The following is a 16,455-nucleotide window of genomic DNA, read 5'->3' on the forward strand; positions in this document are numbered from 1 at the left end:
TGGGGCGGGTGCGGCTCGAACGCGCCCACGAGGAGCTGCAGCGGGCCGACCCCACCCGAGGCGACACCGTCGCCGCCGTCGCCGCCCGGTGGGGGTTCGCGAACCCGGGTCGGTTCGCGGCGCGGTACAGATCCACCTTCGGTGTCCTGCCGAGCCACACGCTGCGACGGTAGGCCGGCCGGCTCGCGCGGAACGCCGGCTGTTCAGCCCGACGGCTGGTCGTCCGCCAGTCGGGACCGCCGGTCCTCCTCGCGCTTGGAGTAGGCGGCGGCTCGGATCGCCTCGTCCGTCTCGAGGCCGGACCCGAGCCCGCCACCGACGGTCGCCGCCGACGCCACGAACCACGCCAGCACGAACAAGTCGGGGAAGCCGAGGGACGCGTTCAGGTAGCCGCCCATCACGTCGGGGTCGAGGACGAAGAACGCCCAGACCAGGTTCACCACGTAGAGGGCGACGTAGCAGATGAGCACACCCGCGGTCAGGGTCAGCAGGGTCGAGGTGTTGTAGAGGCGTGACCTCTCCCGTGCCTGGGGGGAGTCGTCCTCGGGGCGGTCCCACAGCTCGCCGTCGATCACGAGCCAGGCGACGACGAGGACGATCGAGACGACGGACGCGATCACCAGGCGCCACCACGACAGCGATCCCGCCAGCACCCACACCGTCGAGTTGACGGTGGCGACGGCTCCGGTCGCCAGCGCCGCCACCAGGGCCGACTTGAGTCCGGGGACCAGCAGCCACGGGCGGTTGGCGAGCACCATGCCCAGGAGCAGGCGCCACCGGCCCCGCAGCTGCGGCAGGACCACCCGATGCTCGCCCTCCTCCGCGCCGTTCTCGGACATTCCCCGGAGCAACGAGCGCACGGCCCGTCGCGAGCGCGCGTGCATCCTGAACCCGCCCAGCGCCGGCAGCGACAGGACCGCGGTGCGTTGCTCCGGGTCGGTCTGCACGAGCAGGTGCCGACCCTCGTGGTCGTGCAGGGGCAGCTCGGTGAGGCCGACGACGAGGTCCCAGTCCTGCTCCCTGGCCCGGTCCTGCAACCGGTCGACGGCCGCCTGGACGTCCTCGGAGCCCGTCGTGAACGGCTCGCTGACGACGGTGATGTTCCACGGGGCGGCTCCGCCGTCCGCGTCGAGGTCGGACATCCTCCGGGCGATGGTGGTCGGCGCGGCCGGGTCCGCCACGAGACCGATCTGCAGTGTCCTCATGGGGCATCACACCGTCGCCGCGACGGTGGCCGCCATCGGCAGGACGGCCCATTGCGCACACGGCAGGGGACCGGCAGCGTGGTCCGCCACCGGTGTGCGCACGTGCGTGCCGCACCGACGAGCAGGGTCGCTCCACCGGTACGGACGGCCGGCGCACCCGCCTTGGAGCGGTCGCCCGAGCGCGGACGAGCCGCCCGGTATCGGCAGGTCTGCCGATACCGGTCCCGCGTCGCGCTGGGTTCGATGGCGGTTCCGGTCCGAACCGAGACCGCCCGGAACGCGACGAGGGAGCACGACATGAGAGCAGTGGTGTACGAAGGCCCGCGACAGGTCAGCGTCAAGGAAGTGCCGGACGCACGGATCGAGCGCCCGACCGACGTCCTGGTGCGGATCACGTCGGCGAACATCTGCGGCTCGGACCTCCACATGTACGAGGGGCGCACCGACTTCGAGTCGGGTCGCTCGTTCGGGCACGAGAACCTCGGCGAGGTGGTCGCGGTCGGGGACGGCGTCGACAAGGTCGAGGTCGGCGACTACGTCGTCCTGCCGTTCAACATCGCCTGCGGGCACTGCAAGAACTGCGAGCGTCAGCTCACGAACTACTGCCTGACCGCCCAGCCCGACCCGCAGATGGCCGGCGCCGCCTACGGCTTCGCCGACATGGGCCCGTACGCCGGCGGGCAGGCAGAGCTCCTGCGCGTGCCGTGGGGCGACTTCAACTGCCTGCGACTGGGCGAGGACGCCGAGCAGCGTCAGACCGACTACGTGATGCTCTCGGACATCTTCCCGACGGGCTATCACGCCACCGAGATGGCAGGGGTGCAGCCGGGCGACCAGACCGTCGTCTACGGCGCCGGCCCCGTGGGGCTGATGGCCGCCCTCTCGGCGACCATCCGTGGCGCGAGCAAGGTGATGGTCGTCGACCGGCACCCCGACCGTCTCCGGCTCGCCGAGTCGATCGGCGCGATCGCCATCGACGACTCGACGGTCGACCCGGTGCAGGCCGTGCTCGAGGAGACGAGGGGGCTCGGGGCGGACAACGGTTGCGAGTGCGTGGGCTACCAGGCGCACGAGCCGGACGGACAGGAGCGAGCCAACCTGACCATGAACCGGTTGGTCGCCTCGGTACGGTTCACCGGCACGATCGGGTGCGTCGGCGTCTTCGTGCCCGAGGACCCCGGAGCCGCCGACGAGCTGGCCAGACAGGGCAGGCTCGCGTTCGACTACGGCACTTTCTGGTTCAAGGGCCAGCACCTCGGCAGCGGCCAGGCGCCGGTCAAGAGGTACAACCGGCAGCTCCGCGACCTCATCGCCGCGGGGAAGGCCGAGCCGTCCTTCATCGTCAGCCACGAGCTCCCCCTCAGCCAGGCACCGTCGGCCTACGAGCACTTCGACAACCGCGACGAGGGCTGGACCAAGGTCGTGCTGCACCCGGCGATGGCCGAGGCGGGAGCCTGACATGGACGGGATGCTGAGTCGATGCCGTGTCGCCATCCTCGCCGCCGACGGGGTCGAGCGGGTCGAGCTCGATCGACCGCGGCGCGCGCTCCAGGACGCGGGGGCTCGTACCGACCTCGTCTCCCTGAGGTGGGGCGAGATCCAGGCGCTTCACCACGACCTCGTCGACGCGGGCACGTTCGAGGTGGACGCGCTGGTCGACAGCGTGGCCCTCGACGACTACGACGCGCTCCTCCTCCCCGGGGGAACGGTCAACCCGGACAGGCTGCGGGTGGAGCCCGCGGCGGTCCGGTTCGTCCGGGCCTTCGTCCGGTCGGGCAAGCCGGTCGCCTCGATCTGTCACGGCCCCTGGAGCTTCGTCGAGGCCGACGTAGCCCGAGGTCGACGACTGACCTCGTGGCCGAGCATCCGTACCGACCTGCGCAACGCGGGCGCCGAGGTCGTGGACGAGGAGGTCGTCACCGACGGGAACATCACCACCAGTCGATCCCCCGACGACCTGCCGGCCTTCTGCGAGCGCATCGTCGAGGAGTTCGACGGGGCCTCTGCCGGTGCCGGCGTCGGGAGCCGGTCATGACGTCGCCGATCGACGTGGTGGCGCGCCGTGCGTCCTACCTGGGCGGTGCCCTGGCGAGCCGGGTGCGATCCGCCGTGAGGTCCGAGGACCGGACGGCCGCCGGGGACTCGAGGTCTGGATGGCTCGTGGTCACCGTGCTGCGCGAACCGGATGACGTCGAACCAGCCGACCTGCCGCAGCCTCTGGTTGAGCTCCACGACCGGATCGAGGTCCGGTCGCGTCCGGCTCCGGGTGGCAGGGGCACCGAGCTGGCCGTCCGGTGGCACGACTCGGTGGCGCCGGCCGACGGGCCCGAGCGGTTGACCGGCACCGACGACCTGGCCGAGCTCCGCGCCGCGCTCCGTCGTGCCAAGCAGCTCCTCGAGGTCGGGGAGGTGCTGGTCGTCGATCCCACGCCGCACGGGGAGCGCACCGCCACTCCGGCCGGTGCCCTGTTGGAAGCGTTGACGACCAGGGCGCCCGAGGGCGGTGTGCTGTGAAGGCCGTGACCTGGCGCGGGGTGAACGAGATCGGCGTGGAGGACGTCCCCGAGCCCCGGCTGCTCAACGAGCACGACATCATCGTCGAGGTGGGGCTGAGCGCGACCTGCGGATCGGACCTGCACCTGGTCGGTGGCTACATCCCCGCGATGCGTGCCGGGGACGTGCTCGGCCACGAGTTCATGGGAACGGTCGTCGAGACCGGTCCGGGCGTGGTCAACCACCGCATCGGAGACCGGGTCGTCGTCGTGTCGTTCGTCAGCTGCGGGCACTGCTGGTACTGCCGGCAGGGGTTGTGGTCCTTGTGCGACAACGGCAACCCCAACCCGGGGATCACCGAAGCACTCTGGGGCCAGTCCATCGGCGGCTGCTTCGGCTACTCGCACGCCCTGGGCGGCTACGCGGGGAGCCACGCGACCTACATCCGGGTGCCCTACGCGGACCAGGGTGCGTTCACCGTCCCCGACGGCGTCTCGGACGAGCGGGCGCTGTTCGCCTCCGACGCGGCGCCCACCGGCTGGACCGGGGCGCACCAGGCCGGTGTCGGGCCCGGGGACGTCGTGGCCGTCTGGGGTGCGGGAGGGGTGGGCCAGATGGCCGCGCGTGCGGCCATGCTCATGGGCGCCGAGCAGGTGGTCGTCATCGACCGGTTCGACGACCGTCTGGCCCAGGTCCGCACCCACGTCGGGGCCGAGACGCTCGACTACGAGGAGGTGGACGTCTCCGCCGAGCTGCGCGAGATCACCGGCGGACGCGGTCCCGACGTGTGCATCGAGGCGGTCGGCATGGAGGCCCACTCCTCGGGTGCGCAGCACCTCTACGACCAGGTCAAGCAACAGCTGCGCCTGCAGACCGACCGTCCCACCGCCGTGCGTGAGGCGATCCACGCCTGTCGCAAGGGCGGGATGGTGTTCACCCTCGGCGTCTTCGCGGGGCTCGTGGACAAGTTCCCGTTGGGTGCGGTCATGAACAAGGGGCTGACCCTGCGTGGTGCCCAGCAGCACGGGCACCGGTACGTCCCCGAGATCCTGGAGCGGATGAGCCGCGACGAGGTCAGGACCGAGCACCTCGCCACCCACGTCATGACCCTCGACGACGGGCCGAAGGGCTACCGGATGTTCAAGGACAAGGAGGACGGCTGCGTCCGTGCCGTGTTCCGCCCGGGTGGCTGACGCCGCCGGCCACCAGCACGACGTGGGCTCACGCCCCGGCCGCAGCCGGACTCCCCGCACGGGGGGCCGGCTGCGGCGGCACGTAGAGGCCCTCGCGCTCGGCGAGCACGGCGGCGGTCGTCCGTGAGGTGACGTCGAGCTTGACGAGCACGTGCTCGACGTGCGCGGCGACGGTCCGTGGCGCGACGACCAGGGCGTGGGCGATCTGCTGGTTCGAGCGGCCGTCGACCACGAGTCCGAGCACCTCGAGCTCGCGGGTCGTGAGCCCGTGCAGGTGCTGCGGTGCCGACACCATCGCGACGCCGACGAGCAGGGTCGGCACGTCGTCGGGTGCCGCCACGACGGTGATGCGTGCGTGGCCGTCGGGTGCGAACGGTCCGCCCAGCGGCCACAGGAAGCTCGAGTAGAGCGATCCGAGCCCGAGGCGTCGGCGGGCGATCTCGAGGACCGGTGAGCCAGGTGCCAGGAGGAGGTCGCCGAGCACACCGGGCAGGGTCTCGGTCCGTCCGTCGTCGCGGATCACGATCCCGGCCGTGACGCCGCGTGCCATCCGGGTGGTGGCGACCAGGCAGGGCATCGGGTCGATGCCCAGGGCCAGCACCGGTGCCAGCATGGCGAGGCGGCGTCGCATGGCCCTGGTGGGGGCCGACCTGCTCCTGGACAGCAGGGTCACGAACCCGACGTGTCGGCCTCCTCGGGCGAACAGCGCCACCGACAGCGACTCGTGCATGCCGGCCGAGGTGAGGCACTCGGACCAGGTGGTGCGCTCCTCTGGCGAGGGGTGTCCGGGGTCCGAGCGGCTGACCGGCGCGCGGTCACGGTCGCCACCCGTGGCGGTGATGTCGTGCGCCATCGCAGGCCCGCTGAAGAGCTCCAGGACGTCGTCGTCGAGGTCGACGCTCGCGAGCGACTGGTACCTGCTTCCGCGGGGGTCGGCGTAGGCCACCCACGCGCCGTCGAACGGGATGCAGGACCGCAGGGCCAGGAGCAGGTCCAGGGCCCGTTCGGGCAGCGGGGCGGCGGACGCGGCGATGCGACCCAGTGCGGTGCCGGCGGCCTCGACCACGGAGCATCCCTCCACCACGTTCGACGATCGTCGGGGGAAGCCGTCGGCAGCGGCCGGGTCTTCGAGCGACCTCGCCATCGCACCGTACCGTCACGAACCGGACATGAACAGGGGGTTGTGACGGCCCCCGGACCTGGGCGATCCCCGGCCCGGGCCGCTCGTCGCCGCGCCCGCCCCGGCGGCGTCCGACCGGTGAGGACCCCGCGACCCCGGCGCCAGGGTCGAAGGTCCCGAAGGGGGTCCGGCGCGTGGCCCGTGACACCGGGCGCCGGTCGGGAGAGCCTGGGACGGACCGCGAGGAGCGACCATGGGCGTCAGGATCATCGTTGCCAGGGCCGGCACCTGATGGTGCCGACGGCGTCGGTCGCGGGCGCGACCCGGGCGATGACGACCGAGGCGGTGCGGCCGTTCGCGCTGTGCGCCGCCCTCGGGGTGCTGACGCTGGCGCTGCCGCCCTACGACCTCGACCTCGAGACGCTGTCGCTGGCCGGGATCGCCATGGCCGCCGTGGTCGCCGCGGTGATCGTCCTGCCGTGGCGTCGATGGCCCGCCTGGACCGACGGCATCGCCCCGATGGCCCTGTTCGGCGTGGTCGCGACCGTGCGTGAGGGCGCCGGCGGTGGCTCCGCGGGTCTGGGGGCACTGGTGGTGCTCCCCGTGCTGTGGCTCGCACTCCACGGCACCCGCCGCCAGCTGCAGGCGTCCGGGCTCGCGGTCGTGCTGGTCTTCGTCGGCCCGCTGCTGGTCGAGGGCGTACAGGCCCGTGCGGTCGGGGAGTGGCGGCAGGCAGCCGTGTGGCTGGCGGTCGTGTGGACCGTCGCGCCCGTCGTCCAGGAGCTCGCTCGCCGGTCGCGAGAGCGTGCGGACCGCCGGCGGGGGCCGGCGGGGGAGGCGCCCGGCGCCCTCGTGCCCCTGCTGGACGGGGACCTCGACATCGTGGTCGCCGGGGCGGTCGCGCCGCACGACGATCGCGCTCCGTGGTGCGGGCCCGGGCTGGAGGGGGCGAGCACACCTCAGCACACGGTCCTCCTCGCGCCGGACCTCCCGGCGGTGCCGGGGTGCACCGACGTCGACGCGGCGGTCCCGGCCCACGACGCCGGCGACGCCCCGTCCAGCGAGCGGGAGGTGCTGGCGTTGCGACACCAGGTCGAGCAGCTGGTGGAGGAGGCGCCGACGGGCATCTGCGTGGCCTCGTCCGACGGGATCGTCACGCGGGCCAACCCGGCCCTGTGCGCGATCCTCGGCCGCGCCCGGGCCGACCTGGTGGGCCGCCCCCTCGAGGGCTCCGGGCTCCTCGGCCCCCGCTCCTGGCCCCAGGTCGTGGACGACCTGGGAGCGGGAGACGGTCGCGGCGACAGCTGGGAGACCGAGGTCGCCGACGGCGAGCGCGCGGTCGACCTGCTGGTCCAGGCCGCGCTGCTCGAGAGCCCGGACGGCGCGTCGGCCTCCCTGCTGCTCCACGTGGTCGACGTGTCGGAGCGTCGCAGGTTCGAGCGGCGGCTCGACCACCTGGCCGGGCACGACCCGCTGACCGGGCTCGCGAACAGGCGCAAGTTCGACCAGGTGCTCGCCGACCACCTCGTGATGTGCCGCCGGTACGGGCCCCGGGGGTCGCTGCTGATGATCGACCTCGACCGGTTCAAGGACGTCAACGACGCCCTGGGGCACGGCGCGGGCGACCAGCTGATCGTCGCCGTCGGCGAGCTGTTCCGGCGCGAGCTGCGCGACACCGACCTCGTCGCGCGTCTCGGCGGTGACGAGTTCGCGGTGCTGCTGCCCGAGCAGAGCGTCGAGGAGGCCACCACCGTGGCCGAGCGCCTGGTGCGCCTGGTGCGTGAGGAGCTCGCGACGTTCGACCCCCAGCTGCCCGGCCACGTCACGGCCAGCATCGGGCTGCTGGTCCTGAACGACCCCGACGCGACACCGGCTGAGGTGATGTCGACGGCCGACCTCACGATGTACGACGCCAAGGACGCCGGCCGCGACCGGGTCGTCGTGTTCGACGGCGTCGACGCCGCGATGCCGAGGTCCGGTACCCGGCTGTGCTGGACCACCCGGCTGAGGCGAGCGGTCGAGGAGGACCGGTTCGTCCTGCACGCCCAGCCCGTCGTCGACCTGCACACGCGCCGGCTGGAGTCGGTCGAGATGCTGATCCGGCTGCGCGGCGACGACGGTGGGCTCGTCATGCCCGACCGCTTCCTCGGCATCGCCGAGCGCATCGGGCTGTCGGCGAGGATCGACCTGTGGGTGCTCCAGCAGGCGTTGGACGTGCTGAAGCAGCCGGACGGGCCCCCGCGCGTCGCGGTGAACGTGTCGGCCCGCTCGCTGGACGCCGCGGACTTCCTCCGGCGCACCATCGAGATGATCGAGGCCGGCGGACCGCCCCGTGGACGGTTGACCATCGAGCTCACCGAGACCGCGGCGATCGCCAGCATGCACCGCGCCCGGGACTTCGCCGAGGCGGTGCGCCACGCCGGGTGCTGGCTGGCGCTCGACGACTTCGGTGCCGGCTACGGGTCGTTCTACTACTTCAAGCACCTGCCGTTCGACGCCGTGAAGATCGACGGCGAGTTCGTCCGGGGCGCGCTCGAGGAGGCCACCGACCGCAGCATCATCCGGGCCGTGGTCTCGGTGGCCCACGACCTCGGGGGCGTCGTGGTCGCCGAGCACGTGCCCGACGAGGACACCGCCGTGCTGCTGACCGAGCTCGGGGTCGACTACGGCCAGGGCTACTACTTCGGGCGTCCCGAGCCCCTGTGACGCAGCGGCCGGGGCGCCGTGCCGGCGGCCCCGAGGCGCCCGGTCTCAGTCGGTCCGACCGAGGTCGTCGCGCGCCCGGTCGGCCCAGACCGCGGCCTGGGTGCGGCGCTCCATGCCGAGCTTGGCCAGGATCGAGGAGACGTAGTTCTTGACGGTCTTCTCCGCGACGAACAGGCTCTGGCCGATCTGGCGGTTGGACAGGCCGTCGGCGACGAGCAGCAGGATCTCGCGCTCGCGCGTCGTCAGGCTGGTCAGGACGGGATCGGCGTGGTGCGGTTCGCGGACCCGGCGCATCACGCGCTCGGTGACCACCGGGTCGAGCAGGGACCGGCCGTCGTGGACCAGGCGGATGCTCTCGACCAGCCGGGACCCGCCGATCTCCTTGAGCAGGTAGCCGGCGGCCCCGGCCAGGACCGCGGCGAACAGCGCCTCGTCGTCGTCGTAGGAGGTGAGGATGAGCGAGCGGACCGGGGGGTCGGCGTCCTGCAGGAACCGGCAGACCTCGATGCCGCTGCCGTCGGGCAGCCTGCCGTCGACCACGACCACGTCGGGACGGGCCGCCGGGATGCGCGCGACGGCGTCCGCGACGGTCGCGGCCTCCCCGACGACGGTCATGTCGTCCTCACGACCCAGCAGGTCGATCAGCCCGCGACGCACGAGCTCGTGGTCGTCCACGACGAACAGTCCGATGACGGGCGTCCCCACGATCGGCGCGGTCCAGGTCAGGCGGGTGCCGGCCGGGGTGGCGTCGCCGAGGGAGAACCGCCCGCCGCGCACGTGGGCGCGGGCCTGGAGGTTGGCCAGTCCGCTGCGGCGCTCGGTCGCCCCCAGCCCGACGCCGTCGTCCTCGACGACCACCCGCACGTGGGTCGCGTCGACGGCCACGAGCACCTGCACGTGCGAGGCCTGCGCGTGCCGTCCGGCGTTGGTCGCGGCCTCGCGGACGACGGCGAGCACGTCGTCGGCCAGGTCGTCGACGATCGTCGCGTCGACGGCGCCCTCGAACCGTGCGGACGGGGTCGACCCGGTGACGGGTGCGACGTCGCGCAGCACGTGGAGGACGCGGGTGCGCAGCCGGGCGACCGGTCCGTCGTCGCCGCGGAGGGCGAAGATGCTCGTCCGGATCTGTCCGATGGTCTGGTCGAGGTCCTCGATCAGGCGCGAGACCCGTGCGGCGCGGTCGCGGGCGTCGGTGGCGGCGGCGAGGCCCTGGAGGGCGAGGCCGCTGGCGAAGAGCCTCTGGATGACGTGGTCGTGCAGGTCGCGGGCGATCCGGTCGCGATCCTCCAGCAGCTGCATCGCGCCGAGCCGTCGCTGGGCGTCGGCGCGCTCGAGCGCGAGCGCGGCCTGACCGGCGAACGAGCCGACGAGCTCGAGGTCACGATCGACGAACGCAGGCGCCCCCGCCCGGCGGAGCACGGACAGGGCGCCGCCGGCGGTGCGACCGGCCACCAGCGGCAGCGCCATGCCCGCACCGAAGAGTCGACGTCGGTCACCGGGGATCGCCGTGAGGCCGTCGATCTGGTTGAAGTCGTCGACCAGCAGCGGACGACCGGCGTCCAGCGCCCGCCCGACGAGGGACCCCCGGCGGGTCACGGGCAGCTCGCGCACCTCCTCGGCGTGCAGGCCGACGATGCTGTGGATGGTGAGGAGGTCGTCCGAGCCGCCCGGGAGGACCACCGCGACGAGGTCGGCGTCCACGAGCTCGAGGACCCGTTCGGCGATCAGGTCGAGCGCGTCGTCGCTCCCGTCGAGGAGCAGCTCGCGGGTGATCTGCGCCGATGCGGCGGCCCACCGCTCACGGTGGCGGGAGTCGGCGAGCAGGCGCGCGTTGGAGATCGCGAGGCCGGCGGTCGCGGCCAGCGCCTGGGCCAGCTCCTGGTCCTCGGCCGTGAAGTCGCCCTCGAGGCGGTCGGTGAGGTACAGGCTGCCGTAGACGTCGGCGCCCACCCGGATGGGGACGCCGAGGAGGCCGCGCATCGGCGGGTGGCCGGCCGGGAAGCCGACCGAGCGGCTGTCGGCGGAGACGTCGGTCAGCCTGATCGGGCCGGGGTCGTCGACGAGGGAGCCGAGGATCCCGGTGCCCCGCGGCGGGTGACCGACCCGACCGGCGACCTGCTCGTCCACGCCGACGTGGATGAACTGCTCCAGACCACCGTCGGGGCGGGTGACGGCGAGGGCGCCGTACCGGGCGTTGAGGAGGTCCACGGCGGACTCGACGAGCCGCCGCAGCAGCCGTGCGAGGTCGACCTGCTCGACCAGGGACTGGTTCACGTCGACCAGCCGGCGCAACCGGGCCTGGCTCCGCATCAGCTCGGCCGCGCGTTCGTGGCGGGCGACGTCCTCGTCCGTCGGCCGACCGCGAGGATGGTGGGACGTCACGCGTCGACCTCCAGGGTCCGTTGCGATCTGTCGTCACCGTAGACCCGGTGCCGGGACGTCGGACGGGCGCGGGGCCCTGGCACGTCGGCGCGTTGCAGCGTGCGTAGATTCGGCCGTTTTGATCTGCGTCGCCGTCCCCGGGCGATATCGTGGACAAGTCATCCATTCGTGGTAGTCAGCCCCTGGACCCGGGCTCCACCCTGACGTCGTGGAACGGGTTCCATGTCTTCCTCTTCTGCTGTTCTCCCCGGGCTCGGAGCCCTGTCGGCTCCCGGCCCCGCCCACCCTGCTCCCACCGTGCCCTGCTGCTCCGACGGGTCGGTGAGGTCGTGGACGTCATGACGACCGAGGCCGCCGTCCGTCGCCGCAACAACGTCCGTGTCCTCGGGCGGCCGGACGCTCCGGTGATCGTGTTCGCGCACGGCTTCGGCTGCGACCAGGGCATGTGGAACCGTCTGCTCCCTCACGTCGTGGACGACTACCGCGTGGTGCTCCTCGACCACGTCGGGTCCGGGGGGTCCGACGCGGACGCGTACGACTCAGAGCGGTACTCCACCCTCGACGGGTACGCCGCCGACCTGCTCGAGATCTGCACCGTCATGGACCTCACGGACGTGACCGTGGTCGCCCACAGCGTCGGCGCGATGATGGCCCTCACCGCCGCCGTGCGGGAGCCCGGACGCCTCGCCCGTCTCGTCCTGGTGGCGCCGTCCCCCTACTACCTCGACGACCCGGCCGACGGCTACGACGGCGGGTTCTCGCGGGCCGACGTCGACGGGCTGCTGCGATCGCTGGAGACGAACTACTTCGCCTGGGCGGCGTCGTTGGCGCCCATGGTGATGGGCAACCCCGGGTCGCCCGAGCTGGCCGGCGAGCTCACCGAGAGCTTCTGCCGGACCGACCCCGACGTGGCCCGGGACTTCGCCCGCGTCACGTTCCTGTCCGACTGCCGGCACCTCCTGCCCGAGGTCACCACGCCGACCCTGCTGCTGCAGTGTGCCGACGACCTGCTGGCGCCGCCGACGGTCGGGCGCTACCTCAGGTCGCGGATCCCGGGCAGCGAGCTGGTGGAGCTCGCCGCCACCGGCCACTGCCCGCACGTCAGCGCGCCCCTCGAGACCGCCACCGTCATCCGGGCGTACCTCGGCCGGCCCCGATGACGCTCCTGGCCGCCGCGTCGGGCCCGGACGGTCCGGCCGAGGCCCGCGGCGGCCAGGACCGGCTGGCGACGACCCCGGCCGAGGAGTACGAGGAGCTGTACCACCAGGCGCCGTGCGGGTACCTGACCTGCGACGACGACGGCGCGATCACGCGGGTGAACGACACCTTCCTGGAGTGGACCGGCCACGGGCGCGACGAGCTGGTCGGGGCCCGGCTGCAGTCGCTGTTGCCGATGGGCGACCAGATCCTGTACACCGCGCACTGCCTGCCCCAGCTGAGGACGTCGGGAGCGCTGGCCGAGGTGCTCGTCGAGGTGGTGGCGGCGGACGGGAGCCTGCGGCCGGCGCTGCTGAGCGCCACCCGGACGGCGCCGGGCGCGACGGCTCCCGCCGAGGTGCGCGTGATCGTCTTCAGCGCGCACCACCGGCGGCAGTACGAGCACGAGCTGGTGGGCGCGCTCAGGCGGGCCGAGTCGTCGGAGGCGCGGCGCGCGGAGGCCGAGGCCGAGGCCCGCCACCTGGCCGCCCACGACGCCCTCACCGGCCTGCTCAACCGGGCCGGACTGATCGCCCGGCTGGACCAGGTGCTCGCCGCCGAGGGGCAGGCGGCGTCCACGCTGGGCGTGCTCTTCATGGACCTCGACCACTTCAAGGCCGTGAACGACAGCCTGGGCCACGCGGCGGGGGACGAGCTGCTCGTGGTGGTGGCGGACCGGCTGCGCTCGGTCGCCCGCCCCGGCGGCATCGTCGCCCGGCTCTCCGGGGACGAGTTCGTGGTCACCGGCGAGGTCGCGGGCCCGGACGACGCGGTGACCATGGCCCGAGCCGTCCTCGACACGCTGGCCGAGCCCGTGGTGATCCAGGGGCTGGAGATCGTGGTGACGGCCAGCGTGGGCGGTGCCCTGCGCAGCGACGAGCTCGACGCCACGGAGAAGCTGCTGCACCACGCGGACGTGGCGATGTACCGGGCGAAGGCCTCGGGGCCCAACCAGGTGCAGGTCCACGACCCCACCAGCGTCGACCCCGCGGTCGACCGGTTGCGCCTGCTCGGCGATCTGCGTCGAGGCGTCCTCGGCGGCGAGCTGCGCGTGCACTACCAGCCGCGGGTGGACCTGCGCACCGGTCTGCCGACCGGTGCCGAGGCCCTGGTGCGATGGATGCACCCCGAACGCGGCCTCGTCCCGCCGTCGGACTTCATCCCCGTCGCCGAGCAGTCCGGGCTGATCCGACAGGTCGGCCAGTGGGTGCTCGATGCGGCCGTCGCCGAGGCCGTGCGCTGGACCGGCCACTTCCCCGGTCTGCCGCCGCTGGACGTCTCGGTCAACCTGTCGGCCCGTCAGCTGTCGGACCCCGAGCTGGTGGGCACGGTCACCGACATCCTCGCCGTCCACGGGCTCGAGGCCGGGCGGCTCGTCCTCGAGATCACCGAGACGGCGCTGATCGAGCACCCCGAGGCGGCGTCGGCCACCCTCGAGGCCCTCAAGGCGCTCGGCGTCCGGCTCGCCGTCGACGACTTCGGCACCGGGTACGCGAGCCTCACGTACCTGCAGCGGTTCCCGCTGGACGAGCTGAAGATCGACCGCTCGTTCGTCCTGGGCCTGGACGCGGGCGCCGGGAGCGACCGGGCCATCGTCTCGACGTGCGTCCAGCTGGCCCAGGCCATCGGCGTCTGCGCCGTGGCCGAGGGGGTGGAGACGTCACGTCAGCGCGAGCTCCTGCTCGCGTTCGGGTGCGAGCTCGGCCAGGGGTTCCTCTTCACCGCCCCGCTGCCGCCGGAGCAGTTCGCCGACTGGGTGCACGCCGCCACCGCCTGAGGAACGGGAGGTCAGGTGAGCGCGGACCTGTGCTCGTGGACGTGCTCGGCGATCGTCCTGGCCGGGCGGCCGAGGCGACGGCGACGGCGACGGCGGCGGACACCTGGCGTCCGTCGTCCTCCCCGCGGCGGACGACGTCGACGTACTGGTGGACCAGCCCGCGTGCCTGCCAGCGCGGGGAGCACGCGGCTCGCGGGCCCAGGCAGAGCGCGCCATCCACCTCCCCGAGCGAGACACCCTGGTCACCGGCGACGCCCAGGTCACCCGTGACCCCTACACCGGCCGCGCCGGCCCGCAGATCGTCAGCGGGGCAGCCACTGCCTCGAGTCGCGAGGCCAGGCGCTCGCTCGACGCACTCGCCGACACCGGTGCGGGCCTGGCTCCTTCCCGGGCACGGCGAGCCGTGGCAGCGCGGTGTCGGCACGGCAGTCGACATCGGACGACGACGGCGTCTGCAACAGCCGGCACACCCGCCGGCCCCAGGCCCGACCGCCTCGTGCCGACGGTCGGCACCCGGGCCAGGGTCGTCAGACGGCAGCAGCGCGCACGGCGGCCGAGATCCCCGCGCGTGCTTCGATGAACTCCGGCGATGCGCGGAGCTCGTCGGGGGACACGCCCGTGCGGGGGAGGTCGACGCGCAGGTCGAGCGCGACCGTGCCGGGGCGTCGTGTGAGCACGACGATCCTGCTGCCGAGGAACACGGCCTCGTCGACGCCGTGGGTGACGAAGACCGACGTGCGGCCGGTCTCGGCGCTGACCTGGCGCAGGTCCTCCTGCAGTCGCTCGCGGGTGAGTGCGTCGAGCGCGGCGAAGGGCTCGTCGAGCAGCAGGAGCGGTGAGTCCACCGCCAGGGCCCGGGCGATCGCGACGCGTTGCTGCTGGCCGCCGGAGATCTGCCAGATGCGACGGTCGTCGACGTCCTCGAGCCCGACCCGCGAGAGCAGCTCGCGACGTCGGTCGCTGCGCTGGTCGCGCGGCACGCCGGCGTAGCCGAGCGCGAGATCGATGTTGCCGCCGACCGTCCGCCACGGCAGCAGTCGGGGCTGCTGGAAGACGACGCCGGCGTCCCGTCCGGGCTGCGGCCGACGACCGGCGACCGTCACGCTGCCCGTGGTGGGCTCCTCGAAGCCGGCGATGAGGCGCAGCAGGGTGCTCTTGCCGCATCCCGACGCTCCGACGAGGACGACGAACTCGCCGTCGGGGACGTCGAGGTCGACGGGTCCCACGGCGGTGACCTGCGAGCGGCCGGTGCCGTAGCTGTGCTCGACGCCGGTCAGGTTCACCGCCGACGTCGAGTCGGTGCCGGTCGTCGTGGCACCCGTGAGGTCACTGGTCGAGGGCACCGGGCAGACCCTTCACGTAGAGCGCCTTCTGGAACACCGACAGGTCGGGGACGCTGGGGATCTGGTTCTGGGACTCCAGGAACTTCGCGCCGTCGTGCAGGTTCTGCGCGACGTTGCCCGGCGCGCCCTCGCTGCCCAGCCACTCGGTGCTGGCGACCTGCTCGGGGGTGAGGAACACGCCCTGCTTCAGCTGGTCCGCGGCGACCGCGGGGGTGACGCCGAGCTCGGCGCTGACGTCCTTGGCCGCGGCCCCGGGGTCGGACTCGATCTCGCGCAGCGCCTCGGCCTCGGCCTTGCGCCACGCGTCGACGGCGTCGGGGTGGTTGTCGACGAACGAGTCCGAGACGACGCCGAGGTCGAGCGTCGGCTTGCCGGCCGTCGCGAGCTGGCGGCTCGCGATCAGGGTGGTGCCGTCCTTGCGCAGCTCGTCGAGCGTCGGCAACCAGGTGTAGGCGGCGTCGATGTCGCCGCGGGTCCAGGCGGCGAGGATGTCCTGCGGCTCGAGGTCGATGAGGTCGACGTCGGAGTCCTTCAGGCCGGCCTGGTCGAGGGCGGCCAGCAGGCTGTAGTGCGCCGTCGAGCTGAACGAGGTGGCGATCTTCTTGCCCTTGAGACCGGCGACGTCGGTGATGCCGGTGTCCTTGCGGGCGACGAGGGCCTCGTTGTCGCCGGCGACGTCGAGCACGAACGCGACCTTGTACGGGATGTTGAGCGGCTCGGACAGACCGCGGGCGACCGGGCTCGAGCCGATGGCGGCGACGTCGACGGCCTTGCCGACGAAGGCGGTGTTGATGCTGGCGCCGGAGTCGAAGGCCTTCCACTGGACGTCGTAGTCGGGCAGGGCCTTCTCGAGCAGGCCGCGCTGCTTGACGACCAGGTCGCCGCTGGGGAACTTCTGGTAGGCGATGCGGATGACCTTGTCGTCGCTGCCGGTCGCCTGGCTGGCGGCACCGTTGCCGCAGGCGGACAGGGCCGTGGCGACGACGGTGAGCAGGGCCGCGGTGGCGGTGAGGCGACGGGTGTGGCGGGGCATGGCTGT

General features: G+C 73.0%; 13 protein-coding genes. 8 read left to right on the forward strand and 5 right to left on the reverse strand.

The features are described 5' to 3' along the window. Nucleotides 1-8 precede the first annotated feature (8 nt). Nucleotides 9-173 (forward strand): helix-turn-helix domain-containing protein, encoded by a 165-nt coding sequence (locus tag ACI6PP_RS10395; protein WP_421111478.1) that lies wholly within the window; start codon nucleotides 9-11, stop codon nucleotides 171-173. Between the two features lie 30 nt (nucleotides 174-203). Here the strand turns inward: ACI6PP_RS10395 and ACI6PP_RS10400 are convergent, their stop codons facing one another. Beyond that, a complete protein-coding gene (locus ACI6PP_RS10400; RefSeq protein WP_421111396.1) occupies nucleotides 204-1,205 on the reverse strand; it encodes a hypothetical protein in 1,002 nt (333 codons plus the stop codon). Between the two features lie 297 nt (nucleotides 1,206-1,502). Here ACI6PP_RS10400 and ACI6PP_RS10405 point away from each other — a divergent pair, with 297 nt between their 5' ends. The 4 genes from ACI6PP_RS10405 to ACI6PP_RS10420 all read left to right on the forward strand — a co-directional run bounded on the left by ACI6PP_RS10405 (nucleotide 1,503) and on the right by ACI6PP_RS10420 (nucleotide 4,891). Then, nucleotides 1,503-2,663: a glutathione-independent formaldehyde dehydrogenase gene (locus ACI6PP_RS10405; RefSeq protein WP_421111398.1), complete on the forward strand. Its 1,161-nt coding sequence runs from the start codon at nucleotides 1,503-1,505 to the stop codon at nucleotides 2,661-2,663. 1 nt (nucleotide 2,664) lies between these two features. Beyond that, nucleotides 2,665-3,240: a type 1 glutamine amidotransferase domain-containing protein gene (locus ACI6PP_RS10410; protein ID WP_421111400.1), complete on the forward strand. Its 576-nt coding sequence runs from the start codon at nucleotides 2,665-2,667 to the stop codon at nucleotides 3,238-3,240. A gap of 125 nt (nucleotides 3,241-3,365) precedes the next feature. After that, the gene (locus ACI6PP_RS10415; RefSeq protein ID WP_421111401.1) at nucleotides 3,366-3,719 is read left to right on the forward strand and encodes a hypothetical protein; all 354 of its coding nucleotides are present in this window, start codon (nucleotides 3,366-3,368) and stop codon (nucleotides 3,717-3,719) included. Further along, nucleotides 3,716-4,891, forward strand: coding sequence for a zinc-dependent alcohol dehydrogenase (locus ACI6PP_RS10420; protein WP_421111403.1), 1,176 nt, complete (start codon nucleotides 3,716-3,718; stop codon nucleotides 4,889-4,891). Before ACI6PP_RS10415 ends, ACI6PP_RS10420 begins: the two co-directional genes overlap by 4 nt. A gap of 28 nt (nucleotides 4,892-4,919) precedes the next feature. Here ACI6PP_RS10420 and ACI6PP_RS10425 read toward each other — a convergent pair whose 3' ends face one another. Further along, on the reverse strand, nucleotides 4,920-5,957 hold the full coding sequence (locus ACI6PP_RS10425) for a helix-turn-helix transcriptional regulator (protein WP_421111405.1): 1,038 nt from the start codon (nucleotides 5,955-5,957) through the stop codon (nucleotides 4,920-4,922). Nucleotides 5,958-6,341: 384 nt separating this feature from the next. On the opposite strand from ACI6PP_RS10425, the gene ACI6PP_RS10430 reads away from it, so the two are divergent. After that, nucleotides 6,342-8,717 (forward strand): putative bifunctional diguanylate cyclase/phosphodiesterase, encoded by a 2,376-nt coding sequence (locus ACI6PP_RS10430; protein WP_421111407.1) that lies wholly within the window; start codon nucleotides 6,342-6,344, stop codon nucleotides 8,715-8,717. A 45-nt stretch (nucleotides 8,718-8,762) separates the two neighbouring features. Here the strand turns inward: ACI6PP_RS10430 and ACI6PP_RS10435 are convergent, their stop codons facing one another. Then, the gene (locus ACI6PP_RS10435) at nucleotides 8,763-11,099 is read right to left on the reverse strand and encodes a GAF domain-containing protein (RefSeq protein ID WP_421111409.1); all 2,337 of its coding nucleotides are present in this window, start codon (nucleotides 11,097-11,099) and stop codon (nucleotides 8,763-8,765) included. A 338-nt stretch (nucleotides 11,100-11,437) separates the two neighbouring features. On the opposite strand from ACI6PP_RS10435, the gene ACI6PP_RS10440 reads away from it, so the two are divergent. Further along, nucleotides 11,438-12,259, forward strand: coding sequence for an alpha/beta fold hydrolase (locus tag ACI6PP_RS10440; protein WP_421111480.1), 822 nt, complete (start codon nucleotides 11,438-11,440; stop codon nucleotides 12,257-12,259). Continuing rightward, on the forward strand, nucleotides 12,256-14,073 hold the full coding sequence (locus tag ACI6PP_RS10445; RefSeq protein ID WP_421111410.1) for an EAL domain-containing protein: 1,818 nt from the start codon (nucleotides 12,256-12,258) through the stop codon (nucleotides 14,071-14,073). Before ACI6PP_RS10440 ends, ACI6PP_RS10445 begins: the two co-directional genes overlap by 4 nt. A 527-nt stretch (nucleotides 14,074-14,600) precedes the next feature. On the opposite strand, the gene ACI6PP_RS10450 is transcribed toward ACI6PP_RS10445, so the two are convergent. Together ACI6PP_RS10450 and ACI6PP_RS10455 are read right to left on the reverse strand one after the other, a co-directional pair. Further along, the gene (locus ACI6PP_RS10450; RefSeq protein ID WP_421111412.1) at nucleotides 14,601-15,416 is read right to left on the reverse strand and encodes an ABC transporter ATP-binding protein; all 816 of its coding nucleotides are present in this window, start codon (nucleotides 15,414-15,416) and stop codon (nucleotides 14,601-14,603) included. Then, nucleotides 15,400-16,449 carry a taurine ABC transporter substrate-binding protein gene (locus ACI6PP_RS10455; RefSeq protein ID WP_421111413.1) on the reverse strand — a complete coding sequence of 350 codons (1,050 nt, stop codon included), beginning with the start codon at nucleotides 16,447-16,449 and terminating at the stop codon, nucleotides 15,400-15,402. The genes ACI6PP_RS10450 and ACI6PP_RS10455 overlap by 17 nt, the downstream gene beginning before the upstream one ends. Between the last annotated feature and the right edge of the window lie 6 nt (nucleotides 16,450-16,455).

This window comes from Solicola agrisoli, assembly GCF_049059935.1.
GTDB lineage: Bacteria > Actinomycetota > Actinomycetes > Propionibacteriales > Nocardioidaceae > JAURVT01.